Source organism: Marinobacterium sp. LSUCC0821 (assembly GCF_012848475.1).
GTDB lineage: Bacteria > Pseudomonadota > Gammaproteobacteria > Pseudomonadales > Balneatricaceae > Marinobacterium_E.
In genome coordinates, this window is the sequence record NZ_CP051666.1 from 2,071,025 (window position 1) to 2,084,672 (window position 13,648).

18 protein-coding genes are annotated in these 13,648 nt (G+C 48.2%); 8 read left to right on the forward strand and 10 right to left on the reverse strand.

Annotation, left to right across the window (positions count from 1 at the left end; genetic code table 11):
• The first annotated feature begins 23 nt into the window (after nt 1-23).
• The 6 genes from ribBA to ribA all read left to right on the forward strand — a co-directional run bounded on the left by ribBA (nt 24) and on the right by ribA (nt 4,247).
• Complete coding sequence (gene ribBA / locus HH196_RS10060) at nt 24-1,139, forward strand: bifunctional 3,4-dihydroxy-2-butanone-4-phosphate synthase/GTP cyclohydrolase II (protein ID WP_169451987.1); 1,116 nt, start codon at nt 24-26, stop codon at nt 1,137-1,139.
• 7 nt (nt 1,140-1,146) lie between these two features.
• Entirely contained in the window at nt 1,147-1,620 is a 474-nt protein-coding gene (gene ribE / locus HH196_RS10065) for a 6,7-dimethyl-8-ribityllumazine synthase (RefSeq protein ID WP_169451988.1), read from the forward strand.
• A 1-nt stretch (nt 1,621) separates the two neighbouring features.
• Complete coding sequence (nusB, locus tag HH196_RS10070; protein ID WP_169451989.1) at nt 1,622-2,095, forward strand: transcription antitermination factor NusB; 474 nt, start codon at nt 1,622-1,624, stop codon at nt 2,093-2,095.
• Nucleotides 2,095-3,066, forward strand: coding sequence for a thiamine-phosphate kinase (gene thiL, locus HH196_RS10075; protein WP_169451990.1), 972 nt, complete (start codon nt 2,095-2,097; stop codon nt 3,064-3,066). Before nusB ends, thiL begins: the two co-directional genes overlap by 1 nt.
• A gap of 1 nt (nt 3,067) precedes the next feature.
• Nucleotides 3,068-3,544, forward strand: a complete 477-nt coding sequence (locus HH196_RS10080) for a phosphatidylglycerophosphatase A (protein ID WP_169451991.1) — start codon at nt 3,068-3,070, stop codon at nt 3,542-3,544.
• Between the two features lie 91 nt (nt 3,545-3,635).
• On the forward strand, nt 3,636-4,247 hold the full coding sequence (gene ribA, locus HH196_RS10085) for a GTP cyclohydrolase II (RefSeq protein ID WP_169451992.1): 612 nt from the start codon (nt 3,636-3,638) through the stop codon (nt 4,245-4,247).
• 90 nt (nt 4,248-4,337) lie between these two features.
• Here ribA and HH196_RS10090 read toward each other — a convergent pair whose 3' ends face one another.
• The 6 genes from HH196_RS10090 to HH196_RS10115 all read right to left on the reverse strand — a co-directional run bounded on the left by HH196_RS10090 (nt 4,338) and on the right by HH196_RS10115 (nt 8,832).
• Nucleotides 4,338-6,113: a 1-deoxy-D-xylulose-5-phosphate synthase gene (locus tag HH196_RS10090; protein ID WP_169451993.1), complete on the reverse strand. Its 1,776-nt coding sequence runs from the start codon at nt 6,111-6,113 to the stop codon at nt 4,338-4,340.
• Nucleotides 6,113-6,982, reverse strand: a complete 870-nt coding sequence (locus HH196_RS10095; protein WP_248276852.1) for a polyprenyl synthetase family protein — start codon at nt 6,980-6,982, stop codon at nt 6,113-6,115. The genes HH196_RS10090 and HH196_RS10095 overlap by 1 nt, the downstream gene beginning before the upstream one ends.
• Before the next feature lie 21 nt (nt 6,983-7,003).
• A complete protein-coding gene (locus HH196_RS10100; RefSeq protein WP_169451995.1) occupies nt 7,004-7,237 on the reverse strand; it encodes an exodeoxyribonuclease VII small subunit in 234 nt (77 codons plus the stop codon).
• Between the two features lie 66 nt (nt 7,238-7,303).
• Complete coding sequence (locus HH196_RS10105) at nt 7,304-8,083, reverse strand: sulfite exporter TauE/SafE family protein (RefSeq protein WP_169451996.1); 780 nt, start codon at nt 8,081-8,083, stop codon at nt 7,304-7,306.
• Nucleotides 8,084-8,176: 93 nt separating this feature from the next.
• On the reverse strand, nt 8,177-8,482 hold the full coding sequence (locus HH196_RS10110; protein ID WP_169451997.1) for a cytochrome c5 family protein: 306 nt from the start codon (nt 8,480-8,482) through the stop codon (nt 8,177-8,179).
• 158 nt (nt 8,483-8,640) lie between these two features.
• Entirely contained in the window at nt 8,641-8,832 is a 192-nt protein-coding gene (locus HH196_RS10115) for a hypothetical protein (protein ID WP_169451998.1), read from the reverse strand.
• Between the two features lie 135 nt (nt 8,833-8,967).
• Here HH196_RS10115 and HH196_RS10120 point away from each other — a divergent pair, with 135 nt between their 5' ends.
• A complete protein-coding gene (locus tag HH196_RS10120; RefSeq protein ID WP_169451999.1) occupies nt 8,968-9,471 on the forward strand; it encodes a methylated-DNA--[protein]-cysteine S-methyltransferase in 504 nt (167 codons plus the stop codon).
• Here HH196_RS10120 and HH196_RS10125 read toward each other — a convergent pair.
• The gene (locus HH196_RS10125; RefSeq protein WP_169452000.1) at nt 9,468-9,914 is read right to left on the reverse strand and encodes a type II 3-dehydroquinate dehydratase; all 447 of its coding nucleotides are present in this window, start codon (nt 9,912-9,914) and stop codon (nt 9,468-9,470) included. The two genes, HH196_RS10120 and HH196_RS10125, sit on opposite strands and share 4 nt — an antisense overlap.
• 159 nt (nt 9,915-10,073) lie before the next feature.
• Between HH196_RS10125 and HH196_RS10130 the strand changes: the two genes are divergently transcribed.
• The gene (locus HH196_RS10130; RefSeq protein WP_211160785.1) at nt 10,074-10,829 is read left to right on the forward strand and encodes a sulfite exporter TauE/SafE family protein; all 756 of its coding nucleotides are present in this window, start codon (nt 10,074-10,076) and stop codon (nt 10,827-10,829) included.
• A gap of 55 nt (nt 10,830-10,884) precedes the next feature.
• Here the strand turns inward: HH196_RS10130 and HH196_RS10135 are convergent, their stop codons facing one another.
• Genes HH196_RS10135 through HH196_RS10145 form a run of 3 tightly spaced genes read right to left on the reverse strand, consistent with a single transcriptional unit; the run spans nt 10,885 to nt 13,609 of the window.
• Nucleotides 10,885-11,748: a shikimate dehydrogenase gene (locus HH196_RS10135; RefSeq protein ID WP_169452001.1), complete on the reverse strand. Its 864-nt coding sequence runs from the start codon at nt 11,746-11,748 to the stop codon at nt 10,885-10,887.
• Nucleotides 11,749-11,768: 20 nt separating this feature from the next.
• A complete protein-coding gene (locus HH196_RS10140; protein ID WP_169452002.1) occupies nt 11,769-13,052 on the reverse strand; it encodes a TRAP transporter large permease in 1,284 nt (427 codons plus the stop codon).
• Nucleotides 13,052-13,609, reverse strand: coding sequence for a TRAP transporter small permease (locus tag HH196_RS10145; protein WP_169452003.1), 558 nt, complete (start codon nt 13,607-13,609; stop codon nt 13,052-13,054). The genes HH196_RS10140 and HH196_RS10145 overlap by 1 nt, the downstream gene beginning before the upstream one ends.
• Between the last annotated feature and the right edge of the window lie 39 nt (nt 13,610-13,648).

Genomic DNA, 13,648 nt, shown 5'->3' on the forward strand with positions numbered 1-13,648 from the left:
TTACTAAGAGCTTAGGAATGACTATGCAACTTAACACCGTCGAAGAGTTAATCGACGATATCCGTCAGGGCAAAATGGTTATCCTGATGGATGACGAAGACCGTGAGAATGAAGGTGATCTGGTTATCGCTGCCGAGATGGTGCGTCCAGATGATATTAACTTCATGGCTAAAAATGCGCGTGGTCTTATCTGTCTTACACTGACGCGCGACCATTGTGAGCGCCTCAAGTTGCCGTTGATGGTCCAGAGCAACGGCGCAGCATACTCGACCAATTTCACTGTCTCTATCGAAGCGGCAGAGGGTGTGACTACGGGTATCTCTGCAGCTGATCGTGCCCACACTGTTCGTACAGCCGTGCGTGCTGATGCTCAGCCTAAAGATATCGTACAGCCAGGCCACATCTTTCCATTGATGGCACAGCCAGGTGGTGTATTGAGCCGTGCTGGCCATACTGAAGCGGGTTGTGATCTTGCTCGTCTTGCCGGCATGAGTGCAGCATCAGTCATTGTCGAAGTGATGAACGAAGATGGCACCATGGCGCGCCGTCCTGATCTAGAGCTGTTCGCAAAAGAGCATAACCTTAAGATCGGTACTATCGCCGACCTTATTCAGTATCGTACAGCCAATGAGCGCACCGTAACTGTCTCTGAAAAAGGGCAGATTGCGACCGACTATGGTCAGTTTGATTTCACTCTGTTCCATGACGAGATTCTTGGTTGTAACCACTTGGCGATGCACCTTGGTGAAATCAAACACGATGAGCCAACGCTTGTTCGTGTTCACAACCGTACTGAAGTGCTTCGCGATGTTGTTGGTGTTGCTGCGGATACAGAGCCAAAGTGGACGCTGCGTAAAGCGCTAGAGAAAATTGCCCAGGAAGGTAAGGGTGTTGCCCTGTTGATCGATAGCGGTCGCCGAGTTGATCTTGGTGATGCCCTATCAACAATCAATCAAGGTGGTAAACCTTCAAAAGTGAATGTGAACGCGTCAGGTGCCTACCTGACAGTCGGTACAGGTTCACAGATTCTACGTGATCTTGGTGTGGGGAAAATGCGCCTACTTAGCTCACCAATGAAATTTAACGCGATCTCAGGTTTCGACCTTGAGATTGAAGAATATATCCCTTTTACAGAGTGAAAAAAGCATGAGTGTAAAGGTAGTTGAAGGCGATTTCGTCGCTGCTAATGGTCGCTACACAATCGTTGTAGGCCGTTTCAATTCATTTGTTGTTGAGAGCCTATTGGAAGGCGCAATCGATGTTCTTAAACGCCATGGCGTTGCTGAAGATAACATCCGTATTGTGCGTGTTCCTGGTGCATTCGAAATCCCACTAGCGGTTAAACGCGTAGCACAGCAGAAGCAGGATGATGCCATCATCGCTCTTGGCGCTGTGATTCGTGGTGGTACGCCTCACTTTGAGTACGTTTCTAATGAAGCGTCTAAAGGCGTTGCGCAGGTATCTCTAGACTTTGATATCCCAGTCGCAAACGGCGTGCTAACTGTGAACTCTATTGAGCAAGCGATTGAGCGTTCGGGCACTAAAGCGGGTAACAAAGGTGCTGAAGCTGCACTCTCAGCTGTAGAGATGGTTAGCCTGCTTCGTCAGCTTGAGGTTTAAGATGAGCGAAGAACAAGCTCCTAAGCGTAAAAAGGTTTCAAACACCGAGAAGCGTCGTAATGCACGTAGCTTCACGCTTCAAGCGCTCTACTCGCAAGAGTTAACGCAGAACCCTACCAATGAAGTAGAAGCACATTTCCGTGTAGATAATGACATGTCAGAAACAGACGTGCCGCTATTCTCGGAGCTACTACAGGGCATCAACACCCAGAAGGCGGATCTTGATAAAGCCTTTGAGATCTACCTAGACCGTCGTGTTGATGAGCTAGACCCAATTGAGCTTAGTATCCTTCGTATCGGTAGCTTCGAGCTGATCAACCGTATCGAAGTACCTTACAAAGTGGCTATTAACGAAAGCGTTGAGCTTGCCAAAATCTTTGGTGCGACTGACAGTCACCGTTATGTAAACGGTGTGTTGGATAAGTTGGCACAGAAAGTTCGTATGGTTGAGATCAAGGCTAACCGCGGTAAGTAATGCTGGGCGAATTTGAGATAATTCGTCGCTACTTTGCAAATGCCAGTGGCGATCATCCCCAAGTCCAACTTGGAATTGGGGATGATTGTGCCCTAACCACTCTTCCCCCAGATACTCAACTTGCTCTATCCATCGATACTCTGGTGGAAGGTGTCCACTTTCTTCCTGATATTGCCCCTGCTGATCTTGCTTGGCGACTTTTAGGCTCGGCGGTGAGTGATTTGGCTGCGATGGGTGCCTCTCCTGCATGGATAACCTTAGCACTCACTTTGAAAGATTCGGACAGTGAGTGGTTAGAGCAGTTCTCTAAAGGGCTCTCTGAGGCATGTCATCAGTATGGCGTCACCCTCATTGGCGGCGATACCACATCGGGATCGATTAATGTCCTCTCTGCTCAGGTTCACGGTTTTGTGGAGACTGGAAAGGGGTTAAAACGTTCTGGTGCACAGCCAGGCGATCTGATTTTTGTCAGTGGCTCTTTAGGTGATTCACGTGCTGGGCTTGCTACCCTAAAGGGCGAGTTAGACGCTAATGAGTATCTATTAACTCGTTACCTGCGCCCGACACCAAGAGTTGAGCTTGGAGTGGCTTTACGCGATATTGCTTCAGCGGCGATAGATATCTCAGATGGCTTATTGGCAGATCTTGGGCATATTCTCGAGCAATCTCAGATGGCTGCTGAATTAGAGTGTAGCCAGTTGCCGATTTCAGAAGTGCTGGCGCAATCTGTCTCTAAGCCCTATGCGGATCATTGGGCATTAACGGGTGGTGAAGATTTTGAACTCTGCTTTACAGTGCCCTCTGAAATGAGAGCTTCTGTAGCAGAGCTGGCTAAAGCCCTCTCTTTGAATCTGACCGAGATCGGCTGCATAGTTGCTGGTGAGGGGGTTCATCTCACCGATAATGGAGTCTCTATAGCTCTTCCTGAGACATTCGGATTTGACCATTTTCACAAGCAAGGTAACCCTTGATATGAGTAAAACTCCAGCCTCAATTTGGCGTAATCCTATCCATTTTCTAGCCTTTGGGTTGGGCAGTGGTGCCGCTCCGAAAGCGCCCGGCACCTTTGGAACGCTTGCTGCAATTCCGCTCTGGTTGTTGTTTGCTGATCTTCCAATCCTCTCCTATATTGCACTGATCGTTGTGGCATCTCTGGTCGGGATTTGGCTATGTGGGCAGACCTCAAAAGATCTGGGCGTGCATGATCACGGCGGCATTGTTTGGGATGAGTTTGTAGGCCTATGGATTACCTACATTGCACTTCCTGAGGGTTGGGTATGGGTGTTGTTTGGGTTCCTACTCTTCCGCCTGTTCGACATTTGGAAGCCTTGGCCAATCGGTTGGGCTGATAGCAAGGTTAGTGGTGGCTTGGGCATCATGCTTGATGATATCTTGGCCGGTTTTATGGCCCTAGGTGTACTTCAGGCGGTAAACTATCTACTAATTTAAAGAATCCGGAACCCAATCCTTAACGTAACATCATAAACTTGGGTTCAGAGTGATTAACCGGCGTATGGAAATGCCGAATGAGGATTTTACAGTGAGTATCAAATTTGTAGCAGAGTCAAAATTGCCAACACCCATGGGTGTGTTTCGCATGGTTGGCTTTGAAGATACTGAAACCGGCAAGGAGCATGTTGCTCTTGTTTACGGTGATGTAGCGGGTGATACCCCGGTCTTGGCGCGTATGCATTCAGAGTGTTTAACGGGTGATGCACTGTTTAGTTTGCGTTGCGACTGTGGATTTCAGCTGCAAGAGGCGCTTAAGCGCATCGCAGAGCAGGGTGCAGGTGTACTGCTATATCTTCGCCAAGAGGGGCGCGGTATCGGTCTTTTAAACAAGATTCGTGCTTACAACCTTCAAGATGGCGGTTGCGATACCGTTGAGGCGAACGAAAAGCTGGGCTTTGCGGCTGATATGCGAGACTACTCTATGTGTCAGCCGATGTTGGAACATCTAGGCGTTAAAAGCGTCAACCTGATGACCAATAACCCTCGCAAGGTAGATGCACTAGCGCGGTACGGTGTGAACGTATCAGAACGTGAACCTCTTCAGGTAGGTAAAAACCGATACAACGAACACTACCTCGAGACCAAGATGGGTAAGTTAGGTCATATGATGACAGAGGTTCATTTTAAGCCTGACGCTTAATTTGAGTGATGTTTGAATACTCTAAACGCCTTGCAATTACGCAGGGCGTTTTAGTTTTCGGAAGAGGCTTTTAGCTGCTCTTAATGGTTTTTAACTAAGTAGTTTAGTGATGCGGTTTAGCAGACTATCTTGATCTAACCCAGCAGCCTGCAGCTGTTCATCACGTGTGCCGTGGGCAATCCAGTGGTCAGGTACACCGAATGAGCTCAGTTTCACATCAACCCCACTCTCAGATATCCACTCAGCAACAGCACTTCCAGCACCGCCTTGCAGCGAATGATCTTCAAGAGTGAATAGTTGGTTGTGACGGGTCGTCAGTTCCGTTAACAACTCAGTGTCGAGCGGTTTTACAAAACGCATATCGACAAGTGTTAGATCCAATGCATCGGCTACTGCTTTTGCACTCTCTAATAGCGGCCCGAAGTTAAGAATGGCTGCTCCACTGCTGCCCTCTCTTAATAAGGCACCTTTTCCGAGTGCTAGATTACCAGTATATGTGTGTCCGGATTCGGGTACGCCGCTACCGCGTGGATAACGAATAAACACAGGGCCAACGTGTTGGTAACCAAGTTCTAGCAAGGCTCTCTGTTCTGATAGCGTAGAGGGTGTCATCACAACCGCACCGGGCAGAGTGCGTAAGAAAGCGATATCAAAAATACCTGAGTGGGTCGGGCCATCTTCGCCCACAAGTCCTGCCCTATCTATAGCGACTAAGCAGTCCAAATTTTGCAGGACGATATCGTGTACAACCTGATCATAGGCGCGCTGTAGAAATGTGGAGTAGATCGCTAGGACTGGTTTCATTTCACCAACAGCGAAGCCTGCCGCCAGTGTCGCTGCGTGCTGTTCTGCTATTGCTACATCAAAGTATCGATCAGGAAATTCGTTGGCAAAGCTAACTAGACCAGAGCCCTCTCGCATAGCTGGAGTAATCGCTACCACGCGGTTATCGTTGCGCCCTTTTTCAGTTAACCACTGGCCAAAGTTATCGCTGTATTTCACCTTTTGGGCACCGGATTCACCTGGATGCTCCAGTTTGGTGATTGCATGGTAACCCACGGGATCCTCTTCAGCCGGTGCAAAGCCTTTCCCTTTTTGAGTTCTTACATGCAAAAACTGAGGACCGCTGCTATTCAGAGCCCTATTAAGTGCTGGTAGTAGTTGCTCAAAATCATGACCATCAATAGGCCCTGTATAGTTAAAGTTGAGCGCCTCGAACAGTGGCATGACAGGGTTAGTAGGTACTCGCTCGCGTAACTGAGTTGCGAGATAGGTTGCCAATCCGCCCTGATTTGGTGAGATCGACATATCATTATCGTTGAGTATAACGAGCAGGTTAGCACCGGTATGTGCTGCGTGGTTTAGGGCCTCAAATGCCATACCGGCAGTCAGTGCGCCATCACCAATAACCGCAACGGATTTTCGCTGCTGACCTTGCATTTTATTAGCCAGTGCCATTCCCAGGGCTGCACTGATTGAGGTGCTAGAGTGACCAGTGCCGAAGCTATCAAATTCACTTTCACTCATCGTTGGAAATGGAGTGAGTCCGTGAGCCATTCGCATCGCTAGCATCTGTTCGCGGCGACCTGTCAGAATCTTATGCGGATAGGCTTGGTGCCCGACATCCCAGATTAGATGGTCCGTTGGGGTATCCAATAGGTGATGGAGTGCCAGTGTTAGCTCTACAACCCCTAGGCTTGCTCCCAGATGCCCGCCCGTTTGTCCCACTGTAAATAGCAAAAATTGACGAAGCTCGTCAGCCAACTGTGTTAACTTATTAATGCTACAATTTTTCAGATCAGCAGGGCCTGCAATCTTGTCGAGCGCAGGGGTGTTTGGGCGGTTGCGAGGGAAGTCGGAGATCATTAGCTAGATCTTGAGATGATGAATTGAGCTATCTCCCTAAGAGGAGTTGCCTGCTCGCCGAAACTGGAGAGGGCGTCATTGGCCTGTTCGACTAGCTCTTCTAACCAAGCCTTGCTTGCTTCCAGACCCATTAGAGCCGGGTAGGTCGGTTTGTCTCGCTCCAGGTCTGAGCCCTGAGGCTTACCAAGCTGTTCTGTGCTTCCCTCGATATCTAGAATGTCATCCTGAATCTGGAATGCGAGACCGATGGCGACACCATATTGGTCGAGTGCGGTAAGACTGTCTGGCGTGGCATTGTTGCTGGCAAGTGCACCTAGGCGCAGAGCTGCACGAATTAGCGCACCAGTCTTGGCACCGTGCATTGATTGCATCTCTTCAAGTGTAAGGGCTTTACCCACAGAGCCTAAATCAAATGCCTGGCCATCAACCATGCCCAGATCACCACTCGCTGTTGCGAGAGTTTGAACCATCTTGAGTTTAATATCGGGCGATTGCAATGAATCGTCACAGCTTAACAGCTCAAAGGCGAGCGTTAGCAAGGCATCACCCGCAAGTATTGCAGTCGCTTCATCGAACTTAATGTGGCAGGTGGGTTTGCCGCGGCGAAGATCGTCATCATCCATGGCGGGAAGGTCATCATGCACCAGCGAGTAGCTATGTATCGCTTCAATGGCACAAGCTGCATTATCAGCTTGCTCTAAGGTGCCACAGAGTAATTTACACGCCTGGTAGACCAAAATAGGGCGAAGGCGTTTACCACCATTCAACAGACTATACTGCATCGCCTCATTTAGATGAGATGCAATATTTGCGCGCGACGAGAGCAGTGAGAGTAGTTTTGACTCAACGCGCTCGCGGTACAGTTGCATCTCAGAAGCCATGGCGATGGATTACTCTTCTACAAATGGCTGCTCAGTAATCTGACCAGCTTTTTCAGTAAGGAGAACGACTTTCTGCTCGGCATCTTGCAGAATCTTTTGGCACTCACGTGTAAGGCCTATACCCTCTTCAAACGCTTTTAGCGCCTCTTCGATGGGTAGGTCGCCCTTCTCCATCTCGGTCACCAGCGCCTCTAGACGTTTTAATGAGCCTTCGAAATCGCTTGCCTGTTTCTTATCTGACATGTCCTAGCCTATTAGCATCGAATTCAGTTTGAGTAAGTATACCCTGCTTCTCAAGCTTTTCAGCCTTTACAGTGCAATCGAGCGAATAAGCCCAAGTGTGCTGGTAATGATTAACACGCTACCCATGATTTTGAAAAAGAGAACGGAGTCTGTATTCACCAGATAGCTGTGTAAACGCTGCCCCAACTTGTGACCAATAAAAGCGCAGGGGAGTAGCCATAAATGGTGAATGAGTTGCAGATCGACGCCAGCAATCACAAATGAACCAAGTTTGATCACTACCAGAATAAACCAGAGTACGAAGAGGGTGTCTCGCAACTGGGCTTTAGCTACATGGCTCGCGAAAACAGCCATCACGAGAGGTGCTGCGATCAATGAGGTACCGCTGACATAGCCGCCCAGCATTAAAAATAGATTATCAATCCAAGGTCTGTTACTGCGAAACGGCTTGTTAAGTATGTAGCCGATCGAATAGATAATGACGATGACAAAGATCAGGCCGGCCATGATCTCATTTGGCAGTGTTAGCAGACCAAATACCCCAATTAACTTGGGGATGATCATGATCTTTAGGCTCTTTTTCAGATAGTCCCAATCAACGTTCTCGGATAAGCCAGAGTTGCCACTGCGTTTTGCTTTGAGATGATTTGCGAGTGTGATCGAGCCTGAAAAAATCAGCAGGTGCATGCCAATGATTGGAAGAAAAATAACTGGATCATCAACAATTAACAGTAGAAATGGCAGCGATAGAACAGCACCGCCAAATCCAAGGCCGGTGCGAACAAAACCACTCCAGACAAAAATTAATGCGATCAGGCTATATTGCCACCAGAGAAGATCAGTCATGAATTTATTCACCAAATAATGGGGCGATGATCATACCAAAATTTGGGCACAAAAAAGCCGACACGAGGTCGGCTTTTCAGAACACTCTAAGAATTATTTAGAGTTGTTGATCATGTGCTCGATAGCGCCTTTAAGTTCTGCATCTGAACAGTCCATGCAAGTACCCATTGGCGGCATTGCATTGATACCTGTTTTGGCAGTTGCTAGAAGAGCATCAACACCTTTTGCAGCACGTGGAGCCCAAGCTGCTGCATCACCCATTTTAGGTGCGCCAGCAACGCCAACCATGTGACATGCAAGACAGTAAGTGTTGTATACAGTAGCACCATCACGCTCAGCCATTGCTGAAGCAGGAACCATTAGAACAGCGGCAGCTAGGCCGATTAGAGTCTTTTTCATCTATCTCTACCTCTTTGAGATTGGGTATCGGTCGTCTTACCAGTAAAGATCGCCGACTGAATAAACCTGGCTATAAGTTTAGAACTTTTAGTTTGGCTAAGTCTAGCACTAAAATTACGCGCAGAGGCAGAGTGTGGATCGCTTTTTAGCTATGCACCTTAGCGATAGGTCAGTCGCATCGCAAAATCAGCTTGCGAGTGCTGTGTACGATTCAAACGCTTTGCTTTCTCGATGTTCTCGATTTTGCGTGAAGCAGCAGCGAGTTGCTCTTCAGTGATCTCAAGTTGCGTAGAGATCTCTTTTACGTCGTAGCCACGATGATGCATACGAACTAGGCTATCTATATTCATCTTTTTATATCCTATCTATCTTTTCTCTATGTAGTGGCGCCATTAGAGCTTAGTTTGATGACTGTTTAATGACAGGATGTTTGAGTTACCAAAAAGATGGGCGTAGATTGGGTCTATTCCTATTAGGGTCTTTCCATGCTGCAACTGATAAACCTAAATGATCTAAGCATCTCATCAGAGAGACTGCAGTCCAGTTACCTGCAAACTGAGGTCGGTTTTCTCAAAGTTATATGGTGTGAAGAGGGCATTTTTACCTCTGAGTTTGTCGATGGTCTCCCCGGGTCTGATGAATTCAACAGTGCATCCTTTTTGAGTTTTTTGCGTAAACATCCAAATCAACTCCCCCTTATTGTGCAGGCAACTGAATTTCAGAAGAGTGTTTGGCAAGCAATATCTAAGAGTGTAACGGGGCAGTGCTTCACCTATAAATCACTGGCTATGGATATGGGTAAGCCGGATGCCGTGCGTGCAGTGGGCAGTGCCTTAGGTAAAAATCAGCATGCGCTTTTCATACCCTGTCATCGTGCTATTCGATCTGATGGTGGGTTGGGCGGTTTTCGTTGGGGGCTAGAACGAAAAAGCCACCTGCTCAAGTTAGAAGCAGATGGCCTTAATTTGATCGAGCAGTTGCTGGCTTAAGCGTTCAGTGCATCAGCAGCAGCGATGATGCCAAGCTTGTAGCTGGTTAGGCCGAAACCAGAGATTTGGCCAATCACCTGATGTGAAAATACCGACTTATGGCGGAACTCTTCACGTGCGTGAACATTCGACATGTGAACCTCAACGATAGGCCCCTTATCTTTAAAGATGGCCAGAGCGTCTGCAAGACCGTAGCTGTAGTGAGTCCAGGCGCCTGCGTTTAATACAATCGCATCTATATCTTCAAGGAAGGCTTGGTGAATCTTGCGAGCCATTTCACCTTCGATATCTGTCTGATAGCACTCCAGTTCACAACCCTGTTCTAGTGCCCACTTAGCAGAAGCCTGTTCAATATCTTGTAGTGTGAACGTGCCGTAGTGTTTTGGGTCACGTTTACCAAACATTGCATGGTTGATGCCGTGTAAAAGCAGAATTTTTGCCATCTTCTCTATTCCTTAAGTTTCGCTCTGTTAGCGAATATATGGTTGTTAGTCTAAGTCCGTGAGCGATGAGTGCAAGATCTTTCTGTGGTCTTGCAGCTATTGTCGCTATACTGCCTGCTCAATTTATAAATGTTGCTAGTTTATCTGCCAGGTTGAATCGTGATCGAGATTGGAAGCTCTGCCTTTATTGTTGCCTGTTTTGCAGCCTGGATTGTTGGTCTCTCGAAAGGTGGCTTACCCATCGTCGCGATGCTCTCTGTTCCCATTATGTCGCTGTTTATGCCGCCGATGACGGCCGCAATTCTGCTACTTCCAATCTATATCGTTAGCGATATGGTGGGTGTTTGGTTGTACCGTAAACACTACTCAGCAATTAACCTCAAAATACTGCTGCCCGCCGGGCTCTTTGGTGTCTTTATTGGTTGGGCCACCGCCTCAATCATCTCAGATGAGTTAGTCGCACTGTTAGTCGGCATCATGGGACTCTCGTTTGTTGCTTACACTTGGTTCGGAAAGCGTCATCTCAAAGAGGCACGTGAAGCGACTACTGGGAAAGGGTTGTTCTGGGGAACGATCGCAGGTTTTACCAGTTTTATATCGCATACCGGTGGACCACCTTTCCAGGTCTATACCTTGCCGCAAAAGTTAGAGAAGTTGGTGTTTGCAGGAACGGCAACGATCTTCTTTGCCATCATCAACCTCTCCAAGTTGCCGCCCTATCTAGCCCTTCGCGGCTACTCTGCAGATGATCTTAATCTTGCTCTGTGGCTAGTCCCAAGTGCACTGGTGGGCACTTTTATGGGCGCCCATTTGACCAAGATTTTAAAAGATCGTTGGTTCTTCGGGCTAATTGAAGTTGGGCTTCTGCTAGTTTCGATTAAGCTGATTCACGGTGTTGTGATCGGCGCTATGTGAGTTTAGCTTCAAGGCCCGGTGACTGGTTAAAACCAGTCACCGAAGCAATGGCTATCTACTGTATCTTGATAAACGTACTCGAGATATCAAACTCTTTTACGAATCGCCCAAGTGCTTCGTGTCCATCAGCCTTAGTGCCTGAGAAGGTTGTGAATGCATCAATGCCTTGGTGGAAAAAGAGGTCAAAACCACTCACCAGTTCTAGGCCCGCCTCATGTGCAGCCTTCATGAATTCAGTCTCTAACGGCACGTAAACGGCATCAAATGCCCAATCTTGTCCGCCAAATAGAGATGGATCTAAAGGGGTGCCTGGGGTTGCGTAGTGACCCACGGGTGTACAGTTTACGAGGCCGTTGACCGATTTTGCGATAGTCGGTAACTCATCCGCTGAAATCACTTCGGCACTGTAACCCTTCGCATTCACAGCTGCAGCTAAGCTCTTTGCTCCTTCGACGTTAAGGTCAAAGATATAGAGCTTAGTCGCGCCGCAATGGAACATACCAAAGGCTACAGCACGGCCAACACCGCCAGCACCAATCATTAGTACTTCGCCTGCAGGCGCATCGCCGCGCTGAGCGTGATAGCCATGAATAAAGCCTGTGTAGTCTGTGTTTGTAGCACGAATCTTGTCATCCGCTAGGTAGAGCGTATTTGTCGCACCTACTTCACGCACCGCTTCGTCTGGCTCGTCCACATACTCAACCGCTAGCGATTTAAATGGGAAGGTGACGTTACAACCGGTGTAGCCCTCTTCACGAAGTGACTTTAAGGTCGCTTCAAATGCTTCGCGGCTGTTGATACCTGGATCTTTTAGGTCGTAACTCACATCAAAATCGTAGATTTCACCCAGCATCTTGTGCAGAAAAGGGGCACGAGATTGCGAAATCGAATTACCGATCAATGCCAATTTCAATTTCATGACTTGCTACTCCAGCAGCGTTACAACAGACCAAGCGCCTTCGGCAGACCAATAACTAGATCTGGGACGAAGGTGATGATGATAAGAACCAATAACTCAACCAGGAACAGTGGCAGAATCACTTTGCTAAGCCGTGCCATACCAACTTTGGCTATGGAGTCGGCGACAAAGAGACAGAGTCCCATCGGCGGTGTGATTAGACCGATCATCAAGTTGAAAATAATGACGATACCTAGGTGGGTTGGGTCGACACCAAGGCTCACCGCAATTGGGTGCAGAATGGGCACAAGTACCAACATCGCAGCAATACCTTCTAGGAATAGACCAACCACCAGGAAGAGTACGATTACACCAACAAGGAACATCCACTTCACAGTCATGTACTCAAGTGCGAAGTCCGTAATCATGTTTGGCACACGGTTGTAGTTCATCAGCCAGTTAGCCGCTGCTACCGCACCGATTACCACCATGATGACCGAGCTATCACGCATGGCACGAGCAAATAGGCCAGGTAGCTGAGTCACTTTAAGTTCGCGGAATACGAATAGACCAACAAACATCGCGTAGCCCACTGCAAAACTAGCTGCTTCGGTAGGCGTCACAACACCCATAAGGATGGAGCCCACAACGAATACCGGCATAAGAAGCGGGATAATGCCCTGAATGAGTGCTTGCGAGTTTGACTGCTTCTCGGCAAATTCATGTTGCTCGCCCGACTTCTCGTAGTGACCTTTAAATAGGTAAACATAGACAGAGAGGAAGATCGCAAGCAGGATGCCTGGAACCACCCCCGCCATGAACAGTGCCGGTACAGAGACACCTGTAACAGTTAGAGCGTAGATGATGACAGGAATTGAAGGTGGGATAATCGGCCCGATAACAGATGATGCGGCTGTAATTGCTGCAGCAAAATCACGTGGGTAACCCTTCTTCTCCATCTCTGGAATAAATACACGACCAATCGCTGAGGTATCGGCAACTGCAGAGCCTGAAAGTCCCGCAAAAATAACCGATGCCCAGATGTTTACCATCGCAAGACCAGCACGCATACGGCCAACAAGTACGTTGGCAAAGGCGATGATTCGGCTTGTGATGCCTGATTCATTCATCAACTCGCCTGCGAGAATAAATAGCGGTATAGCCAGAAGTGGGTATGACGCCATGCCACCGAACATCTGCGTAGCGACGATACGAATGTGGTACGGGAATTCACCCACTGCCATGAAGTAAAGGAGTGAAGCGATAATCGCAAACGCGATAGGTAGGCCCAGGAAGATGCCGCCTAAAAGAACTGCATATGTCATTAGAATGCTCCCTCACCAACTTGATGATCAGCTTTAGCAAGACGATTCAAGAATCTTAAAAGGGCAGCTAACGCAAGCATTGCACCACCGAGGACCATGGCAAAGTAGTAGGGGTACATCTGACCCAGCACAGCGAGTTGCTCAATCCCTGTCGCATCACGAAGAGCACGGGCACTAGAGATAATGCTCGATGCATCGACCTTGCCGCGCTTGAGCATAAATAGGTAGCCTGAGTAGCTCAGTAGCGTACCCACAGCGACCATTGAAAGATCAACAAATAGACTGATTGGACGGTGCATACCCTGTGGTAGCAATCCCGCAACCAGATCAAAAGAGACATGGCGGTCTAGAAGATAAGCCCAGGCCATGCCAAACATAATTCCGTATACAGCCAGGTAAACAGGTAGCTCTTCACCCCAAGGGAGAGACTCGCCCATCGTGTAACGTCGGATAGAGTTAATAAAGATGATTAGGAATACCAACGCCATAGAGAGCGCTGATCCCGCAGCAAAAAAGGTCCCGACACAACGGGTGACCGTACGCAACATTGAAAGCATAGGGTTTACCGGCAGTTAGATAGTTAAATGTATAGAGGA

What these genes read in the sequence shown, in the direction of transcription:
- ribBA (WP_169451987.1), top strand. Translation starts at nt 24, where the DNA reads ATGCAACTTAACACCGTCGAAGAGTTAATCGACGATATCCGTCAGGGC.
- ribE (WP_169451988.1), top strand. Translation starts at nt 1,147, where the DNA reads ATGAGTGTAAAGGTAGTTGAAGGCGATTTCGTCGCTGCTAATGGTCGC.
- nusB (WP_169451989.1), top strand. Translation starts at nt 1,622, where the DNA reads ATGAGCGAAGAACAAGCTCCTAAGCGTAAAAAGGTTTCAAACACCGAG.
- thiL (WP_169451990.1), top strand. Translation starts at nt 2,095, where the DNA reads ATGCTGGGCGAATTTGAGATAATTCGTCGCTACTTTGCAAATGCCAGT.
- HH196_RS10080 (WP_169451991.1), top strand. Translation starts at nt 3,068, where the DNA reads ATGAGTAAAACTCCAGCCTCAATTTGGCGTAATCCTATCCATTTTCTA.
- HH196_RS10090 (WP_169451993.1), bottom strand. Translation starts at nt 6,113, where the DNA reads ATGATCTCCGACTTCCCTCGCAACCGCCCAAACACCCCTGCGCTCGAC.
- HH196_RS10095 (WP_248276852.1), bottom strand. Translation starts at nt 6,982, where the DNA reads ATGCAACTGTACCGCGAGCGCGTTGAGTCAAAACTACTCTCACTGCTC.
- HH196_RS10100 (WP_169451995.1), bottom strand. Translation starts at nt 7,237, where the DNA reads ATGTCAGATAAGAAACAGGCAAGCGATTTCGAAGGCTCATTAAAACGT.
- HH196_RS10105 (WP_169451996.1), bottom strand. Translation starts at nt 8,083, where the DNA reads ATGACTGATCTTCTCTGGTGGCAATATAGCCTGATCGCATTAATTTTT.
- HH196_RS10110 (WP_169451997.1), bottom strand. Translation starts at nt 8,482, where the DNA reads ATGAAAAAGACTCTAATCGGCCTAGCTGCCGCTGTTCTAATGGTTCCT.
- HH196_RS10115 (WP_169451998.1), bottom strand. Translation starts at nt 8,832, where the DNA reads ATGAATATAGATAGCCTAGTTCGTATGCATCATCGTGGCTACGACGTA.
- HH196_RS10120 (WP_169451999.1), top strand. Translation starts at nt 8,968, where the DNA reads ATGCTGCAACTGATAAACCTAAATGATCTAAGCATCTCATCAGAGAGA.
- HH196_RS10125 (WP_169452000.1), bottom strand. Translation starts at nt 9,914, where the DNA reads ATGGCAAAAATTCTGCTTTTACACGGCATCAACCATGCAATGTTTGGT.
- HH196_RS10135 (WP_169452001.1), bottom strand. Translation starts at nt 11,748, where the DNA reads ATGAAATTGAAATTGGCATTGATCGGTAATTCGATTTCGCAATCTCGT.
- HH196_RS10140 (WP_169452002.1), bottom strand. Translation starts at nt 13,052, where the DNA reads ATGACATATGCAGTTCTTTTAGGCGGCATCTTCCTGGGCCTACCTATC.
- HH196_RS10145 (WP_169452003.1), bottom strand. Translation starts at nt 13,609, where the DNA reads ATGCTTTCAATGTTGCGTACGGTCACCCGTTGTGTCGGGACCTTTTTT.